The sequence below is a fragment of the Hymenobacter sp. genome (genome assembly GCF_035709525.1).
In the GTDB taxonomy this organism is placed as follows: domain Bacteria; phylum Bacteroidota; class Bacteroidia; order Cytophagales; family Hymenobacteraceae; genus Hymenobacter.
Window position 1 is genome coordinate 1 of sequence record NZ_DASTEP010000090.1, and the last position, 17,106, is coordinate 17,106.

Annotated in this window: 15 protein-coding genes; 9 read left to right on the forward strand and 6 right to left on the reverse strand. The window is 63.2% G+C overall.

Annotated features, from left to right (window positions below):
* Window positions 1–16: 16 nt before the first annotated feature.
* Both folK and VFO93_RS07720 read right to left on the reverse strand, forming a co-directional pair.
* On the reverse strand, window positions 17–511 hold the full coding sequence (folK, locus tag VFO93_RS07715; RefSeq protein ID WP_325133777.1) for a 2-amino-4-hydroxy-6-hydroxymethyldihydropteridine diphosphokinase: 495 nt from the start codon (window positions 509–511) through the stop codon (window positions 17–19).
* Entirely contained in the window at window positions 508–1,374 is an 867-nt protein-coding gene (locus VFO93_RS07720) for an alpha/beta hydrolase family protein (protein ID WP_325133778.1), read from the reverse strand. The genes folK and VFO93_RS07720 overlap by 4 nt, the downstream gene beginning before the upstream one ends.
* 82 nt (window positions 1,375–1,456) lie before the next feature.
* Here VFO93_RS07720 and VFO93_RS07725 point away from each other — a divergent pair, with 82 nt between their 5' ends.
* Complete coding sequence (locus VFO93_RS07725) at window positions 1,457–2,446, forward strand: polyprenyl synthetase family protein (RefSeq protein WP_325133779.1); 990 nt, start codon at window positions 1,457–1,459, stop codon at window positions 2,444–2,446.
* 77 nt (window positions 2,447–2,523) lie between these two features.
* Here VFO93_RS07725 and VFO93_RS07730 read toward each other — a convergent pair whose 3' ends face one another.
* On the reverse strand, window positions 2,524–3,192 hold the full coding sequence (locus VFO93_RS07730; RefSeq protein ID WP_325133780.1) for a peptidoglycan DD-metalloendopeptidase family protein: 669 nt from the start codon (window positions 3,190–3,192) through the stop codon (window positions 2,524–2,526).
* 162 nt (window positions 3,193–3,354) lie between these two features.
* Here VFO93_RS07730 and VFO93_RS07735 point away from each other — a divergent pair, with 162 nt between their 5' ends.
* From VFO93_RS07735 to dut, 3 genes are all read left to right on the forward strand, one after another.
* Entirely contained in the window at window positions 3,355–4,452 is a 1,098-nt protein-coding gene (locus tag VFO93_RS07735) for a ferredoxin--NADP reductase (protein WP_325133781.1), read from the forward strand.
* A 298-nt stretch (window positions 4,453–4,750) separates the two neighbouring features.
* Complete coding sequence (locus VFO93_RS07740) at window positions 4,751–6,499, forward strand: M3 family oligoendopeptidase (protein ID WP_325133782.1); 1,749 nt, start codon at window positions 4,751–4,753, stop codon at window positions 6,497–6,499.
* Between the two features lie 94 nt (window positions 6,500–6,593).
* On the forward strand, window positions 6,594–7,031 hold the full coding sequence (dut, locus tag VFO93_RS07745) for a dUTP diphosphatase (protein WP_325133783.1): 438 nt from the start codon (window positions 6,594–6,596) through the stop codon (window positions 7,029–7,031).
* 80 nt (window positions 7,032–7,111) lie between these two features.
* On the opposite strand, the gene VFO93_RS07750 is transcribed toward dut, so the two are convergent.
* Window positions 7,112–7,501: a hypothetical protein gene (locus tag VFO93_RS07750; RefSeq protein WP_325133784.1), complete on the reverse strand. Its 390-nt coding sequence runs from the start codon at window positions 7,499–7,501 to the stop codon at window positions 7,112–7,114.
* A 97-nt stretch (window positions 7,502–7,598) separates the two neighbouring features.
* Between VFO93_RS07750 and VFO93_RS07755 the strand changes: the two genes are divergently transcribed.
* From VFO93_RS07755 to VFO93_RS07775, 5 genes are all read left to right on the forward strand, one after another.
* Window positions 7,599–8,576, forward strand: coding sequence for a threonine/serine dehydratase (locus VFO93_RS07755; protein ID WP_325133785.1), 978 nt, complete (start codon window positions 7,599–7,601; stop codon window positions 8,574–8,576).
* Between the two features lie 349 nt (window positions 8,577–8,925).
* Window positions 8,926–9,255: a hypothetical protein gene (locus tag VFO93_RS07760; RefSeq protein ID WP_325133786.1), complete on the forward strand. Its 330-nt coding sequence runs from the start codon at window positions 8,926–8,928 to the stop codon at window positions 9,253–9,255.
* 44 nt (window positions 9,256–9,299) lie between these two features.
* Window positions 9,300–10,310, forward strand: coding sequence for a sugar phosphate nucleotidyltransferase (locus tag VFO93_RS07765; protein WP_325133787.1), 1,011 nt, complete (start codon window positions 9,300–9,302; stop codon window positions 10,308–10,310).
* 115 nt (window positions 10,311–10,425) lie between these two features.
* Window positions 10,426–12,243, forward strand: coding sequence for a tetratricopeptide repeat protein (locus VFO93_RS07770; protein ID WP_325133788.1), 1,818 nt, complete (start codon window positions 10,426–10,428; stop codon window positions 12,241–12,243).
* The gene (locus VFO93_RS07775) at window positions 12,236–13,027 is read left to right on the forward strand and encodes a DUF4292 domain-containing protein (RefSeq protein WP_325133789.1); all 792 of its coding nucleotides are present in this window, start codon (window positions 12,236–12,238) and stop codon (window positions 13,025–13,027) included. Before VFO93_RS07770 ends, VFO93_RS07775 begins: the two co-directional genes overlap by 8 nt.
* 99 nt (window positions 13,028–13,126) lie before the next feature.
* On the opposite strand, the gene VFO93_RS07780 is transcribed toward VFO93_RS07775, so the two are convergent.
* Window positions 13,127–13,531, reverse strand: a complete 405-nt coding sequence (locus tag VFO93_RS07780) for a response regulator (protein WP_325133790.1) — start codon at window positions 13,529–13,531, stop codon at window positions 13,127–13,129.
* A gap of 47 nt (window positions 13,532–13,578) precedes the next feature.
* Window positions 13,579–16,986 carry a PAS domain-containing protein gene (locus tag VFO93_RS07785; RefSeq protein ID WP_325133791.1) on the reverse strand — a complete coding sequence of 1,136 codons (3,408 nt, stop codon included), beginning with the start codon at window positions 16,984–16,986 and terminating at the stop codon, window positions 13,579–13,581.
* Window positions 16,987–17,106 lie beyond the last annotated feature (120 nt).

The following is a 17,106-nucleotide window of genomic DNA, read 5'->3' on the forward strand; positions in this document are numbered from 1 at the left end:
GTGGCTTTCTACCGATTCAGTGCGCTACCCAGCGTTGTACCGCCAGCGGGTCGGGGCAGGTGGCCAATAGCTCGCTCACCGTCTGCCCCAGTTGTGGGTGCACCAGTTGCGGCGCTACTTCCGCCAGCGGCGTGAGGGCAAAGCGGCGGCCCGGCAGTGCCGGGTGCGGCACGCTGAGCGTCGGCGTGTCAATAATAGCGTCGCCGTAGAGCAGAATGTCCACGTCGAGAGTGCGGGCGGCCCAGCGCTGCATGCGCTCGCGGCCCGCCTGCTGCTCGGTGGCGAGGCAGGCGGCGAGTAGCGCGGGCGCGTCCAGCGCGGTGCAAACAGCCAGCACCTGGTTGAGGAAGGCCGGCTGGTCTTCCACGCCCCAGGCGGCCGTTTCGTAGAACGCCGACGCCGCCACGACCGTGCCGGCCGTGGCCGCCAGCGTGCGCCGCGCCTGCTGCAAATGCGCGGCCCGGTCGCCGATGTTGCTGCCCAGCAGCAGGTAGGCTACGACCTCGCTCATGCGTGCTGCTGAAAAAAAACGGCGGTGCGCTCGGCTACGAGCCGGGCCAGCGGCGGTAGCTCGGCCTCGGGCCACGGGTGGCGGCCGCCAAACTGGTGCCCCGCCTCGGGCACGATGAGCAGCTCGGCGTCGGGCTTGCGGGCCAGCAGCTCCTCGGCCGCGCGCAGGGGCACGGTTTCGTCGGGGTCGCCGTGCACGATGAGTAGCGGCTGGCGCAGCTGCGGCACCAGCGCCACTAGGTCGAAGCGCGGCTGGTGGGCGCGGTAGTCTTCGGCAATCTGGTAGTAGAGCGGTAATTGCTGCCCGGTGCGGGCGTTGGGAATGTGAATGACGCCCACACGCTGCCATTGGTCGAGCACTTCGGGAGCCCACGGCGGCGACAGCGTTGCCACCGCCGCCCAGGTCGCCACCGCCCTGATGCGCGGGTCTTCGGCCGCTTTGGCCAGCACCAGCCCGCCGCCCCGGCTGTGGCCGATGAGGTAAATCCGGCTGAGGTCGAGCGCGGCGGCGGGTAGGGGAGTGGCGCCCGGCGCGTGCAGGGCGTCGAGCAGCTGGCCCAGGTCATTCAGCTCGTGGCTGAAATTATTATGCCCGAAGGCTTCCAGGTCTTCGAGGTCGCCGGTGCCGCCCACCACCACGCCATTGTGCGAGAGATTAAGCTTGACAAACACAAAGCCCTGCTCGGCAAAAAAGCGCCCCAGCAGCGGAAAATGACCCCAGTCCTTGAAGCCCTTAAAACCGTGGACGAACACCACCACGGGCCGAGCCACGGGCGCGCCAGCGGTAGATTGGTAAGTAGCATCGGCGGCGAAAGGGCGGCCGTGGCCGGTGCCTTTTAGCACGAACTCAACAGTAGTAAGCATACGTATAGCGACGAAAAGCGCCGCAAGCTACTTCCCACGGCGGAGAGGCGAATGCGCCCGGCCGCCGTATCATTGCGCCCGCATGGCAAACCCGCTCGACTCTATCCAGGCTCCCATTGCCGCCGAAATGGCGGAGTTTGAAGTGAAGTTTCGCCAGTCGATGCAAACCAACGTGCTGCTGCTCGACAAGATAATGGGCTACATCGTGCGCCGCAAAGGCAAGCAGGTGCGCCCTATGTTCGTGTTTCTCACGGCCCGCACCGCCGCCGCCGACCCCGCCGGGCCGCTCGACCCGGCCGCCTTTCGGGGCGCGGCGCTCATCGAGCTGTTGCACACGGCCACCCTCGTGCACGACGACGTGGTGGACGAAAGCAACTATCGCCGGGGTTTCTTTTCCATCAATGCGCTCTGGAAGAATAAGATAGCTGTGCTGGTGGGCGACTACCTGCTCTCGCGCGGCTTGCAGCTGGCGCTGGAGCACGACGACTTCGATTTGCTCAAAATCGTGAACCGTGCCGTGCGCGAGCTCAGCGAGGGCGAGCTGCTGCAAATCGAAAAAGCCCGCCGCCTCGACATCACGGAGGAGGTTTATTTCGATATCATTCGCCAGAAAACCGCCTCACTCATCGCCTCCTGCACCGCCGTGGGCGCGGCCTCGGTGGGCGCGAGCAAGGAAACCGTGGAGCGCGCCCGCCTTTTTGGCGAGAAAGTGGGCATGGCGTTTCAGATAAAAGATGACCTTTTCGACTACGGCACGGCCGAAATCGGCAAGCCGGTGGGCATCGATATCAAGGAGAAAAAAATGACTTTGCCGCTCATCTACGCCTTGCAGCAGGCGAGCTGGCTCGACAAGCGCCGCGTCATTTACAACGTCAAAAACAACGCCGGCCACCGCGAGCGCGTGCAGCAGGTCATCGACTTCGTGAAGAAATCGGGCGGCCTCGAATACGCTGTGCAAACGATGGAGCGCTACCGCGACGAGGCGCTGGCCATCCTGCACGAGTTCCCCGAGTCGGCCGCCCGCACTGCCCTGGAGGCGCTGATAAACTACACGATAGAGCGGGAGAAGTGAGTTTCATTTAACAGTTATCAATTAATAGTTAACAGCTCGTTTAACGGTACCTCATCCGCTAGACGAGCTGTTAACTGTTAAATGAATAACCCCGCATCGGGGCACAATTCTGCCCAATACGCCCGCTCGCTGGGCGGGGCCACGCCCGGAAAGTCGCCCCAGCGACCTTGCATGTCGGCGATGAGCTGCAAGTGCAGGTGCGGCGGCCAGTCGCCGTTTTCGGGGTAGGGGCCCACGTGGGCGAATATCTGGCCCTGGGCAAGCTTTTGGCCCGGTTGCAAGCCCGGTAGGTCGGTGCGCGTGAGATGGCCGTAGAGACTGTAGAAGGTAACGCCCTCCAGCTCGTGCTGCAAGATGATGGTAGGGCCGTAGTCGCCGAAGTGGTTATTATCGGCTAGGCTGTGCACCACGGCGGGCAGCGGCGCAGCCACGGGCGTGCCGGCCGGCACCCACACATCTACGCCCAGGTGCAGCGAGCGGGCCTCGGTGGTATCGTCGAAATGCGGGCTGCGGCGGTAAATAACGCGGTTTTCGAGGTAGCCGCCGATGCCGGCGGCGGCGTGCTGCTCAGCCAGCATTTCGTGCACTACTTTGTCAAACAAGGCCGTGTCGCGCAGGCGCTCGGGGTGGGAGAGGTGCGAATTATTGGCCGTGAAGTCGAGCGGGGCCACCGGCCCGGCCAACGTGGGCAGCACCGGTGCAAACGTGGCGCGATGCCGGGAAAGCAGAGAAGCGAGGTCAGACATAAAGTAGCGCGAACTTTGTAGTGCGCGTTCGGTCGGGTGCCCGTTGGCGAACGCGAACTGCAAAGTTCGCGCTACTTCCCCAAGCGCTGGCCCGAATTATGGCAACCCTACCCGTCGCCCCCGCCGTAAATTTGCCCCTCTATCTCAGTTAAGCTTTCGCCCATGTCGTCGTACCTGACGCTGACCGTCGTTGCCCTCACCCAGGAAACGCCGGATACTGTTACCATTCACCTCGAGCGGCCCGATGGCCAGCCCGTGGCCAGCAAGCCCGGCCAGTACCTGACCCTGCTCGTGCCCTGCGACCCCGCCGCCAAGCGCCCCGAGCGCCGCGCCTACTCGCTCAGCAGCACCCCCGCCGACGCCCCGCGCCTGTCCGTGACCGTGAAGCGCGTAGTGGGTGGCCTGGTAAGCAACTACCTGCTTGATAACGTGCAGGTAGGCCAGCAATATGAGGTGCTGCCGCCGATGGGTAATTTCGTGGTGCAGCCCAGCCCCAAGGCCGCCCGCTCGCTGGTGCTCATTGGGGCGGGCTCGGGCATCACGCCGCTTATGAGCATGCTCAAGGCCGTGCTGCGCGAAGAGCCCCAGAGCCACGTGCTGCTCATCTACGGCAACCGCAACGAGGATTCCGTTATTTTTAAGCAGCAGCTTGACGAGCTGGAAGCGAGTAGCAAAGGCCGCCTGCAAGTAGAGCACGTGTACAGCCAGCCGCTGCGCCCGGCCGGCCCGCACCAGCACACCGGCCGCGTCAATCGCACTACGCTGCTGCGCATTCTGGAGCAGCGCCACCAGTTTCCGGCCCCGCAGGCCGAGTACTACATCTGCGGCCCCGAGGGCCTGATGACTGAAAGCCAGGCCGCGCTGGAGCTGCTGAACGTGCCCGCTACCCGCGTGCGCCGCGAAAGCTTCGTGGCCGCTGCCGACTCAGCCGAGGCCGGCGACAGCCACGGCGACGTGCTTGCCGGCCCCGACGACGGCCCCGTCACCAGCCGCAAAGTGACGCTGCACTACGAAGGCAGCGAGTACATCATCGACGTGCCCGTGGGCAAAACCATCCTCGACGCCGCCCTTGATGAAGATGTAGACCTGCCCTACTCGTGCCAGGCCGGCCTCTGCACCGCCTGCCGCGGCAAGTGCCTCTCGGGCAAGGTGCACCTCGATGAGCGCGAAGGCCTCTCCGACGCCGAGCTGGCCAAGGGCTACGTGCTCACGTGCGTGGCCCACCCACTCACGGCCGATGTTGTGATTGAGATTGACTAATCACCGGTTCTGGCCGGCTCCAAACGCAACGCCCGCGGCCCGAAGGTTGCGGGCGTTGCGTTTTAAAAGATTTAAGAAATGATTACCTCAACTTTTCCCGAAGAATACGCTTTATAAAAGCATGGGCTTAGGTAGTACCCGTGTGCCGCGTACCCCTTCCGGCCGCCAGTGCCGACCTTATTTGCACGGGATTGCTTACTTTTCAGCGGGCAGTAGCCGAGCGGGCTTGCGGCGTGTGGCCGCGCTGGCTTGGCGGGCGCGCTGGTCCTTCCTCTATCGTTTTGCGTAAGTACTCTTTATGGTGATTTCTGAGCTTGATACCGCTATTGCGTCGGTGGCGACCGATACGGCGCGCCCGCCGCGCCACTATTTACCCGAAGAATTTTTTGTGACTGATTGGGCTAGTCTCACGCCTTTTTTTCAAGAGCTACAAACCCGCCACTTGCCCGATGCCGCCGCCCTGGAGCAGTGGCTGCTCGACCGCTCGGAGCTCGAAGCGGTGCTGAGTGAGGACCTGGCGTGGCGCTATATCCGCATGACCTGCGACACGCAGGACGAAAGCCACGCCGAAGCCTTCCAGTATTTCGTGCAGGAAATAGAGCCGCTGGTAGCCCCCTACGACCATGCCCTCAACGAAAAGCTGCTCGCCGCCCCCAGCTTGGGCGAGCTCGACGCGGCGCGCTACGGCGTGTTTTTGCGCTCGGTGCGCCGGGCGTCGGAAATTTACCGCGAGGAAAATATTCCGCTTAAAACCGAAATTTCGACCAAGCAGCAGCAGTACGCCGCCACCGTGGGGGCCATGACCGTGACGCTCGACGGTGAGGAGATAACGCTGCCCCGCGCCGCCGACCGCCTCAAAAGCCTGTCGCGCCCCGTGCGCGAGCAGGCCTGGCGGGCCATTCAGGCGCGCCGCCTGCAAGACAGCCAGCCCCTCGACCAGCTCTTTACCGAACTAGTGCGCCTGCGCCACCAAGTAGCTCTAAATGCGGGCTTCGCCAATTTCCGCGACTATATGTTTGCCGCGCTCGGGCGCTTCGACTACACGCCGGAGGACACGTTTGCCTTCCACGCGGCCATTCAGGCCACGGTAGTGCCGCTCATTGATGAGTTTGACGAGGCGCGCCGGCAAGACCTGGCGCTGCCCGCGCTACGCCCCTGGGACCTCGATGTGGACCCCAGCGGCCGCCCGCCGCTCGTGCCCTTCCAGACCGGGGCCGAGCTACTCGAAAAAACCATCACCGTGTTTCAGCGCCTCGACCCATTTCTGGGCCAGTGCCTGGGCACCATGCGCCAGATGGGCCACCTCGACTTGGAAAGCCGCATCGGCAAGGCCCCCGGCGGCTACAACTACCCGCTCGATGAAACGGGCGTGCCGTTTATTTTCATGAATGCTACCTCGTCGCTGCGCGACGTGGTGACGATGTTGCACGAGGGCGGCCACGCCGTGCACTCGTTTCTCACGCGCCGCCTGCCGCTCTCGGCCGACAAGCACCCGCCGAGCGAGGTAGCCGAGCTGGCCTCGATGAGCATGGAGCTGATGAGCATGGACCACTGGGACGTGTTTTTCTCGGACCCCGCCGAGTTGCGCCGGGCCAAGAAAACGCACCTCGAAAGCGTGCTCGAAACTTTCCCGTGGGTGGCCACCATCGACAAGTTTCAGCACTGGATTTACGAAAACCCTACCCACACCGAGGCGCAGCGCCACGCGCGCTGGACGCAGATTTTTCAGGATTTCAACCAGCGCAGCGTGAGCTGGCAGGGCCTGGAGCAGTTTCGGCCCTACTTGTGGCAAAAGCAGTTGCACCTCTACGAAGTGCCGTTCTACTACATTGAGTACGCGCTGGCGCAGCTCGGGGCCATCGCGGTGTGGCGCAATTTCCGGCAAGACCCGGCCGCCGCGCTCGCCGGCTACCAGCGGGCGCTGGCGCTGGGCTATACCCGGCCCATCGGTGAGGTATACGAGGCGGCGGGCATCCGTTTCGATTTCAGCACCGAGTACCTGACTCAACTGGCTGATTTCGTGCGCGCCGAAATGGCGGCGCTGTAAAAATTTAAGCTGTTAGCTACTGGCTGCTGGCTGTTAGCTTTTCTCGACCGATGAGTAGCTAACAGCTAGTAGCCAGCGGCTAACAGCTTATCAAATGCTTGAAATCCCTGTAATAAACCATTCGCGGCACCCGCTACCCGCTTACCAAACCGAACACGCCGCTGGCCTTGACTTGCTGGCCGACCTGCCGGATGGCCCTGTTGAGCTTGGCCCACTGGAGCGAATGATCATCCCAACCGGCCTCAGCATCGCGTTGCCGATAGGCTACGAAGCGCAGGTGCGCCCGCGCAGCGGCTTGGCTTACAAGCACGGCATCGGCATCGTAAACAGCCCCGGTACTATCGACGCCGATTATCGCGGCGAGATTAAAGTGCTGCTGGTCAATCTGTCCAACGAGCCGTTTACCGTGCGCGACGGCGAGCGCATTGCCCAACTGGTAGTGGCCCGCCACGAAACTATAGCCTGGCAGCCCACCAAAACCCTGAGCGAAACCGCCCGTGGCGCGGGCGGCTACGGCAGCACGGGCAAGTAGTAATGAGCAATTAATAAAGGGCAATGAGCAGGCCGAATAATCAGCCTGCTCATTGCCCTTTATTAATTGCTCATTGACACTTAGTGGTGTGCGGGCGCGGCGTGAATGAGGCCGCGCTGCTGGGCGATGATGTGAATGTTGCCGCCGGCGGCGACGAGCTTCTGGCTCAGTTCGCGCAGCTTGTCGCCGGTACCGGCGAAGCTGTGCAGGCTGAGGGCCGCCGTGGCGGTGAGGTGGCCGAGCTGGTAAAACGACTTGGACATGGCGGGCAGGTCGTTTTTGCTGATGGCCTGGCTGAGGGCTTCGAGCTCCTGGGCCACGGGGCGCAGGGCCGGGTCGTTGCTGCTGCGCAGCTCGTTGAGCCAGGTGCTGAGCTGGTCCTGGCCCGCGCTGGCGTCATTCATAAAACCAGCGTTGGTAGCGGCAAACAGGCTCTGGATGCCGGCTTCGATTGCATTGAAATGATTCATAGGAGCAAAGTACGGAACGGAAAAGCTAACGCCGAAGGCCGGCGGGCGGTTTTGGCGGCAACTTTGTGCCCACCGCCGCTTTAGCTACCCTTTCCGCATGAACCTTGTTTCCCTTTCCGACATCGAGCAGGCCCGGCAACGCCTGCGCGGCCTGGCCCGCCGCACGCCCTTGCTGCCCTTCGAGGTAGCCGAGCTGCCCGGCAAAGCCGTTTACCTCAAGCCCGAAAGCCTGCAACCCATTGGCTCCTTCAAAATACGGGGCGCGGGCAACCGCATCCTGACCCTCACGGCCGAGGAGCGCGCGCGCGGCGTGCTGGCCTACAGCAGCGGCAACCACGCCCAGGGCGTGGCCTACGCCGCCCGGCAGCTCGGCATCCGGGCCACTATTATCATGCCCACCAATGCCCCGCAGGTGAAAATAGCCGCTACCCGCGCGCTCGGGGCTGAGGTGCTGCTCTATGACCCCGCCCACGAAAAGCGTGAGGCCGTGGCCGCCCGCCTGCTGGCCCAGGCCGCTGAGCCGCCCGTGCTGGTGCCGCCCTTCGACGATGCCCACGTGATAGCCGGGCAAGGTACCATCGGGCTGGAAATTCTGGAAGATTTGCCCGAAGTAGAACTGGTGCTGGCCCCGGTGGGCGGTGGCGGGCTGCTCGGCGGCGTGGCCGCCGCGCTCAAGCTTTTGAAGCCCAGCGTGAAGATAATCGGCGTCGAGCCCGAACTGGCGGCCGATGCGCAGGCCTCGTTTCGGGCGGGGCAAGTGGTGGAATGGGCCGCCACCGACACCAACCGAACCTTGGCCGACGGGGTGCGTACCCTGGCGTTGAGCGAGCTTACTTTAGCCCATCTGCGCCAGTACGCCGACGATGTGGTGACCGTGAGCGAAGCCGAGCTGCGCGCCGCCGCCCGCCGCCTGCTGCTCGAAGCCCGGCTGGTAGTAGAGCCCACGGCCGCGCTGCCGCTGGCCGCCCTGCTGCGCCACCGCGCTAACCTGCCCACTAGCCGGCATACCGTACTCATTATCAGTGGTGGTAATGCTGACCCAGCTACGCTGGCTAACTTGCTGCAAAATGAGTAACTGACGAAGCAAGTTTTTCCAGAGTACATTAGGCCCCTGATGTTGCTTACCGAATCAATAGAAGTCGATGACGATGTGCTGCAATTCTCGTTTGTGGTAGGTAGTCAGCGAATTGAATGCCTGACAAACTTTATGCGAAGCGAAAACGAGCTGCATCTATTCAGGCTGCATCTGGGCGGTAATGCCCGAAACCAGGTAGGGCGGGCCGCGTTATGGGAGGTAGCTCGTGAACTAGGCCGTTACTTTGGCGTGTCAACGCTACGGGTAGAAGGTGGCCGCCGCTCGACTGGGCGCTGCGTAGGCCAGCTACCTACTCCTTTTATTATCTCTGTCCCCGACCTCTAGACTTATGCAAACTATCGTGTTGGCGGGCTGGCGCGCAGGCCTGCAAAAAGTAGAACTCGCTAATTTACAGCGCGAACTGCTGCACTTGTCGCTGAAAGAAGCCAAGCAAAACGTCGACCAGTTGCTGGACGCCGAAGAAGAAACGCTGCCCGCCGCGCCGGTAGTGCTACTGGTTCCTGATGAAGTGGCAACTGAGTTTTCGAGGCGGGCCGATGCCTTGGGCGCGCTTGTTGGACAGGTTAATTTTGTCGGGCAGGTTAATTTTTCGGCCGCCCGCACCCCTCGGCCTCGCCCGGCAAACCCACACACTGGTCAATCTCAGCAAGCTGCTTAGCAGCAATGTTTTAGTATTCAGAATTCTCCACCCCCAAACACCTCATGAAAATAATCGTTCCGATGGCCGGCATGGGCAAGCGCATGCGCCCCCACACGCTCACCGTCCCCAAGCCCCTGATTCCGATTGCCGGTAAGCCCATCGTGCAGCGCCTCGTCGAAGACATTGCCAAAGTATGCGGCGAGCAAGTAGACGAAGTAGCCTTCATCATCGGCCGCTTCGGGGCCGAGGTAGAAAAAAGCCTGGTTAAAATCGCCGAGTCGGTGGGGGCCAAAGGCACCATCTGCTACCAGGATGAGCCGCTGGGCACCGCCCACGCCATTTTGTGCGCCAAGGAGTCGCTGACCGGCCCGCTGGTAGTAGCATTCGCCGATACGCTGTTCAAGGCTGATTTTACGCTCGATAGCTCGGTACCCGGCACCATCTGGGTGCAGAAAGTAGAAGACCCCAAGCCGTTTGGCGTGGTGAAACTGAACGAGCAGGGCCAGATTACGGAGTTTGTGGAGAAGCCCGAAACCTTCGTGTCGGACCTCGCCATCATTGGTATCTACTACTTCCAGGACGGCGCTTACCTGCGCGACGAGCTGCAATACCTGCTCGACAACGACATCAAGGATAAAGGTGAGTATCAGCTTACTAACGCCCTGGAAAACATGAAGAACAAGGGCACCATCTTCGTGCCCGGCCAGGTAACCGAGTGGCTCGACTGCGGCAACAAGGACGCCACCGTGTTCACCAACCAGCGCTACCTCGAATACCTGAAAGAGCGCGGCGAAAACCTGGTGGCCGAGTCGGCCAAAATCACCAACTCGGTGATTATTGAGCCGGTGTACATCGGCGAAGATGCTGTGATTACCAACTCGGTAGTGGGTCCGCACGTGAGCGTGGGCAACAAGAGCAACGTGCGCGACTCGCGCGTGTCGAACTCCATCGTGCAAACGTCGGCCTCGGTGCTGAACGCCACCATCACCAATTCGATGGTGGGCAACTTCGCCAGCGTGACCAGCAAAGCTGCTGACCTCAGCCTCGGCGATTATAACGTGCTGCAAGTGTGATTTTTTAGTGACTTTTGACGTTAACAGCGACGCGGCTCCCTGGCGGGGCCGCGTCGTTCGTCTTTAATATCCCCTTACTTTCGCGCAGCAGGCCTTAGCCTGCCCGAATTAGCGTATGCGTCAAGTAGCTGTAAGCCTGCTGTTTTTGTCATTGGTTGGGTCGGCTGGCGTGGGCCAGGCGCAGCGCCGCCCCTCGGCCGACAGCATGGCCATTATCCGCAAGCCCACCAAGCTGAGCCGCCAGGAGCGGCGCGAGCTGGAGCGCCGCGCCGCCGACGCCGAAAAGCAGCGCGCCGCCACGCCCGTGCTCACGGCCAAGGACCGGGAAGTGAGCGAGGCGCTGTTTGTGGATGGCGTGAAGTACATCACGCTCGAAGACTACCCCAAGGCGCTCGACCGCCTGCTGAAAGCCTACGCCCTGAGCCCCGGCAACGCGGCCGTAAACTACAAGCTGGCCGAGGCCAACCTGCTGAGCGGCAACCTGCGCGACGCCACCAACTACGCCCAGGCGGCCGTGCAGCTCGACCCCAAAAACGCCTACTACTACCTGCTGCTGGCCCAAACCCAGGCCAACCAAAAGCAGTTTGACGCCGCCACTAATACCTACGCCACGTTGGTGCGCGAGGTGCCCGGCACGGGCAATTACCTGTTTCAGCTGGCCGACTTGTATTTGGCCCAAAACAAGCTGCCCGAGGCACTGGCGACGCTCGAAAAAGCCCAGCAGCAGTTTGGCGACCTCGACGAGATTTCCTTTAAGAAGCAGCAGATTTATCTCAAGCAGAACAACCTGCCGCTGGCGCTGAAAGAGGGCGAAAGCCTGATTGCGGCCAACCCGACCGAGCCGCGCTACGTGCTGGCCCAGGCCGAAATGTACGCCGCCAACAACCGCCTGCCCGATGCCATTCGGGTGGCCGAGCAGGCGCTGCGCCTCGACCCCGGCAACGCCCAGGCCCACCTGATACTGGCCGAGGTGTACCGCCAGCAAAAGCAGGAGCCCGAGTCGCAGCAGCAGCTGCGGCTGGCGTTTGAAAACCCCTCGCTCGACATCGACCAGGCGGTGCGGATACTGGTGGGCTACCTTAAGCAACTGCCTGACCCAAAGGTGAATGCCGTGGCCCTCGACCTGGCCGCCGCCACCGTGCGCAGCCACCCCAAAGAAGCCAAAGCCTACAGCGTGGCCGGCGACGTGCAAACCCTGACCGGCAAAAAGCGCGAAGCCCGCGACACGTACTTGAAAGCGCTGCGCTACGACAACTCAAAGTACCAGCTCTGGCAGCAGGTAGTGCTGCTCGACGCCGAACTGAACCAGACCGACTCGCTGCTCGTGCACAGCGACCGGGCGCTGGAATTGTTCCCGAACCAGGCGCAGCTGTGGTTTTTCAACGGCATCGGGCACTCGCTCAAGCACCAGCCCAAGCAGGCGGTGGCGGCCCTGGAGCACGGCCGCAAGCTTTCCAGCGCCAACCTGGAGTTGCAGGCGCAATTCGACGTGCAGCTCGGCGACGTGTACCACGAGTTGAAGGAATACGCCAAATCGGACGCGGCCTACGATGCGGCGTTAGCCATCGACCCCAACAACTACGGCGCGCTCAACAACTACAGCTACTACCTGAGCTTGCGCAACGAGAAGCTTGACAAGGCCAAGGAGATGTCGGGCCGCACGGTGAAGAAATTTCCCGACAACGATACCTACCTCGACACGTATGCCTGGGTGCTCTACAAGCTGAAGGACTACGCGGGAGCCCGCGAAAACCTGGAGCGCGCCCTCAAAACCACCAAGGACGCCGCCGTAATCGAGCACTACGGCGATGTGCTGTGGCAGCTAGGCCAGCACCCGCAGGCCGTGGCCGAATGGCAGCGCGCCCGCAAAGCCGGCCCCGGCGCCTCGCCGCTGCTCGACCGCAAAATCAAAGACCAAAAATTGTATGAATAAATCTGCTCTCGTGCTGGCCGTGCTGGCGCTGGCCAGTTGCCACCGCGTCCCGTCGTCGGGGGGCAAGCTGGGGCCGGGCACCTCTACCGCCGCCGCTACCGTGAAAACGCCGGCCGGCGTGAAGGCCACTATCACTGATTTTCAATACCTCAGCGGTAAGGGCAAGGTGCATTTCACGCACGGCAGCACCGACCAGACGGCTAATTTCAACCTGCGGGTGCGGCGCGACTCGGCCATCTGGCTATCGGGCTCGCTCATTGGCATCGAGGGCGTGCGGGCGCTGCTCACGCCCGACTCGGTGCGGGTAGTGAACCGCCTGCAAAAGAGCTACTTCGCTGGCGACTACGCCTATTTGAGCCAGCTGCTGGGCGTGCCCGTGAGCTACCAGCAGATGCAAGCCATCCTGCTCGGTGACTACCAGCCCGCCCCCAAGGGCGCGGTGCCCGTGGTGAAAGCCGAGGGCGACAACCAGAACGTAACCTACCCGCAGGCCCCGCTCGTCATCGAGCAATTGGTGAGTACTGCCACCGGCCGCTTGCAGCAGCTGAAAGTGAGCGAGAGCGCCGCCCAGCGCAGCCTCACGGTAGGCTACTCCGATTTTCAGAAGCCCAGCGGCACCGAGCTACCGTTCGCCTTCACTACCAGCGTGGTAGGCCAGCAGGCTAGTGCCGGCACCACCACGGCCACGCTGAATTTTCAGAAGGTGGAAGTAGGGGCGGGGAACCTGGATTTTCCGTTCAGCATCCCGAAGGGGTACAAGAAAGAAACGCGAATTAAGAAGTAAGCGCTACCCGTAGCTAAGCAAAAGCCGGCCAGCTCACTAGGAGCTGACCGGCTTTTTTAGTTGTAAGCTAAGTACATGGCAAGTTGAATAGGCTTCGACTTAAAAATGCTCGGCTAGGATGGCGTGGACCTTGGCCGCCGTGAGGGGCTTGCTCACGAAGCCTGCCACGGTGCCGAGCTGCTGCACGCGCTGCACGTCGCGCGGGTGCAGCGAGGTAGTGAGCATCATGATGACGGGGGCCGGCTCGGTGGGCAGCGGTAGCTGGCGGTAGGCTTCCAAAAATTGGATGCCGTTCATGCCGGGCATGTTCACGTCGAGTAGCAGCAGGCAGGGGCACTGGGCCGCCGAGGGCGCGCATCGGGTGGCGAGCAGGTCGAGGGCTTCGCGGCCGTCGTGCGCCACCAGGATGTGGTCGGCTACGCCCAGTCTGGTCAGCAGCAGGTGGTTGAGGTAGTTCGTGGTCTGGTCGTCGTCCACGAGCAGCACGGTGGGCAGCTTGTTCATCGGGGTGGAAAAGGAGAGCGGGTGGGGCGGTTGCGCTTATACGAGCGCTAGCGGCGGAAGTACACCGAAAACACAGAACCCACGCCCGGCTGGCTTTCGACCATCAGCTTGCCGCCCGCGTTTTCCACTACCTTCTTCACCATATACAGCCCGATGCCCGAGCCCTCGACGCCCACGTGAAAGCGCCGGAACATGGTAAAGAGCTCGGCCTGCTGGCCGGCATCGAGGCCCAGGCCGTTGTCTTGCACGCGCAGCACCACGTAGTCGCCCGCGGGGTGGCAGCCGATGTGCACCACCAGCGGGCGGGCGGGGTCGCGGTACTTGAGGGCGTTGCTGAGCAGGTTATACGCTACTGAGCGCAGGTTTTTGGCGGAAAAAGCTACCGTAGGGCAGGTAGCTACGTCGGTAGAGAGCTGCGCCTGGCTGGCTTGCAGCAGGGGCTGCAGGTCAAGGCACACCTCGGCTACGATGGGGGCCAGCGCCACCTCGGCCAGCGGCTGGTCGTGCTCTTTTTGCAGCTTGGTCACGTCGCTGAGGTGGTCGAGGGTGCGCTGAAAGCGCTCAATGGAATCCTGCATCATGGCCAGCAGCGGGGCCACGGCCTCGGCCAGCGGGCCCCGGGCGGGCAGCTGGTCGTGCAGGGCATGGGCCAGGCCTTCGATGTTGGTAATGGGGGCCTTGAGGTCGTGCGAGGCCGTGTAAATGAAGTTGTCGAGGTCCACGTTGGTGCGGCGCAGCTGCTCGTTGCTGGCTTGCAGCTCGGCATTCAGGGTCTGGGCTTTGTCGCGGGCGGTGCGCAGGCTGGTGGTGAGGCGCTGCAAGGCCTGCTCGGCCTGCTTTTGCTCGTGAATGTCGAAGAGCGTACCCACGAAGCCATCGAATTCGCCGGCCCGGTTGAAGCGCGGTGCGCCCGTGTCGAGCACCCAGCGGTAGCGCCCATCGTGGCGGCGCTGCCGGTACAGCACGCTGAACGCCGCCTGCTGCGAGGTAGCGTCGAAAAAAACGGTGCGCGTGCTGACCAGGTCGTCGGGGTGCACCACGTCGAGCCAGCCCTCGCCCAGGCCCTCGCCCACGGGCTGGCCGGTGTAGAGGTGCCACTGCTGGTTGAGGTAAGTGCATTGCCCGGCCGAGTTGGTCAGCCATATCATGGCGGGCACGGCGTCGGCCATGCGGCGGATGTACTGCTCGCTTTGCTCTACCACCTGGCGCGCCCGCACCTGCTCGCTGATGTCGGTGGCCACGGCCGCCACCGCCGTAATGTGGCCCTGGGCATCGCGCAGGGGCTGGTATACAAAGTTGACGTACACCGTGCCCGGCTCGCCCTGGTGCAGCACGCGCAGCGGCACCTCGCGCGCCACGTGGGGCACGCCCGTGCGCAGCACCTCGGCCAGCAATTGCTCGAAGCCCTGGCCCCGAAACTCGGGCATGGTGTCGAACAGCGGCTGGCCGAGCACCTGCTCGGCCGTGCGCCCCCAAATGGCTTGCAGGCCAGGGTTGCACACTTCCACCACGTGGTTGGGCCCGGCAAATACGCCAATGGCCACCGGGGCCTGCTCAAATACGCGTTGCAGCACCTGCTGCTGGGCCTCGTACTGCTGCCGGGCATGCACCCGCTCGGTTACTTCGTTGGCAAATACCGAGATGCCGGCCGGTTGGCCTTCTTCCTGAAACTGCTGATAGGTGAAGTCGAAATAAGCCGGGCGCGGGGGCTGCCCAGCGGCCTGCCGGATGGCCAGCAGGTGCTCGTAGCCGGTATACAGCTCGCCGGTGGCATACACTTGGTCGAGCAGCGCCACGAAGCCGTGCGCCACGGCCTCGGGCTGCAGCTCGGCAATGGTGCGTCCCGCCGCGAGGCCCTGCGGAAACAGCTGCTGGTAGGCGGGGTTGAAATAATCGAGCCGGTGCTCGGGCCCGCGCAGGATGGCGATGGCCGCCGGCGTTTGCTCAAAAATGCGGTAGTAGGCTTCGCGCTGGCGGGCCAGCTGCTCGGCGGCGGCCAGGGCCTGCGTCTGGGCGGCGGCGGCCCGCTGGCGGCTCAGCACGCTTTCCGTCACATCCAGGATAAACGCCAGCACGCTGTGAGGCTGGCCGCACCCATCGAGCAACGGCTGGTACACAAAATTGACGTAGCGGCTAAATGGTTGGTTTGTGGCCGGGTCATTTAGCTCTATCAGCGTCTCGGTGCGCGCCAGCATCTGGCCGGTAGTATACACCTGGTCGAGCAGCTTATCAAAGCCCATTGCCACCAGCTCGGGCAGCACCTCGGCCAGGGGCAGGCCTAGCTGGGCGCGCTGGGCCACCAGCTCTTGGTAGCGGGCATTGAAAAAGCTGTAGCGATGCTCGGGGCCTTCGAGGGTAGCCACGGCGGCCGGCACCTGGCCTAGTATCTGGTGCAGCTGCTGCTCCTGAGCTTGCAGCTGGGCGCGCTGCTGCTCGGCCTGGCGCAGGGCTTGGGAAAGGGCCTGGGTGCGGTCGGCCACGCGGGCCTCCAGCTCCTGGTTGAGCTGGTGCAGCTCGGCCTGCGCGGCGCGCAGCGCCCGGTTTTTGCGGGTGGTTTCGTCGTTGGCGGTCAGTAGTTTCTCGTTGGCCGTGGCCAGCTCCGCGTTGCTGGCGGCCAGCGCCTCGTTGAGCTGGGCGGTGCGCTGCTCCTGGTAGCTGGCCTGCTGCCGGGCCCGCACCTGCGGCGTCACATCGTAGGCAAACACCAGAATGCCATCGACCCGGCCGCGCGCATTGCGCCGCGCCTGGTAAATGAAGTTGTAGTAATGCTCGGCCAGCACCTGCGCGCCCACGTTGTGGTGGTCGAGCTGCACCAGCATCTCGTCGGCGCGGAAGGTTTCGCCGGTGCGGTACACCTGGTCGAGTAGCCCGAAGATAGGCTGCCCGGCCAGCTCGGGCATGGCTTCGGCTATGGTGCGCCCCACGAGCAGGCGGCTGCCCACCAGCGCCTGGTAGGGCGGGTTCACAAACTCGAAGCGGTGCTCGGGGCCCTCAAAAACGCAAATCATGGCCGGGGCTTGGTGCAGCAGCGAATAGAGTTGCGGGTCTTGCAGCTCGGCGGCGGGGGCGGCCTGCGGGCGGGTAGCCTCCGCCAGGCTGAGCGCCAGCACCTGGCCGCTGCGCTGCGCCGTCAGGCGCAGGTAGCAGGCGTGCCCGGCGTGCGGGTAGTTGCCGGTGTGGTGCGTGGGCTGGCTGGAGGCAAACGCCGCGCGGTAGAAATCGAACAGCTCTCCCTCGCTGGGGTAAGTAGCCTGGTGCGAAGCGGCTGGCCGCTCGGGCAGGTGCAGCAGGCGTTGGGCGGCCGGGTTGAGGTAGGTATACGTGAAGTCGATGAGCTCGCCTGCGGCCGAATACACTGGCTGCAGCAGCGCCACGCCCGCCGGCGAAATAGCCAGCAAGACCGGGAGCAGGTTTTCGGAGTCAGGCGAAAAGGTATCGACGTGAGCGGCAGACATACAGCAGTAACAAAACAAAAGGCGCTTTCCTTTTGAGCCTGAAAGCAAAAGCCCGTGGCCAGCCGGGCAAGCCCGGCCCCCACAAGTAAAAAAGCCACCCGACTAATACGGAAATAGCGC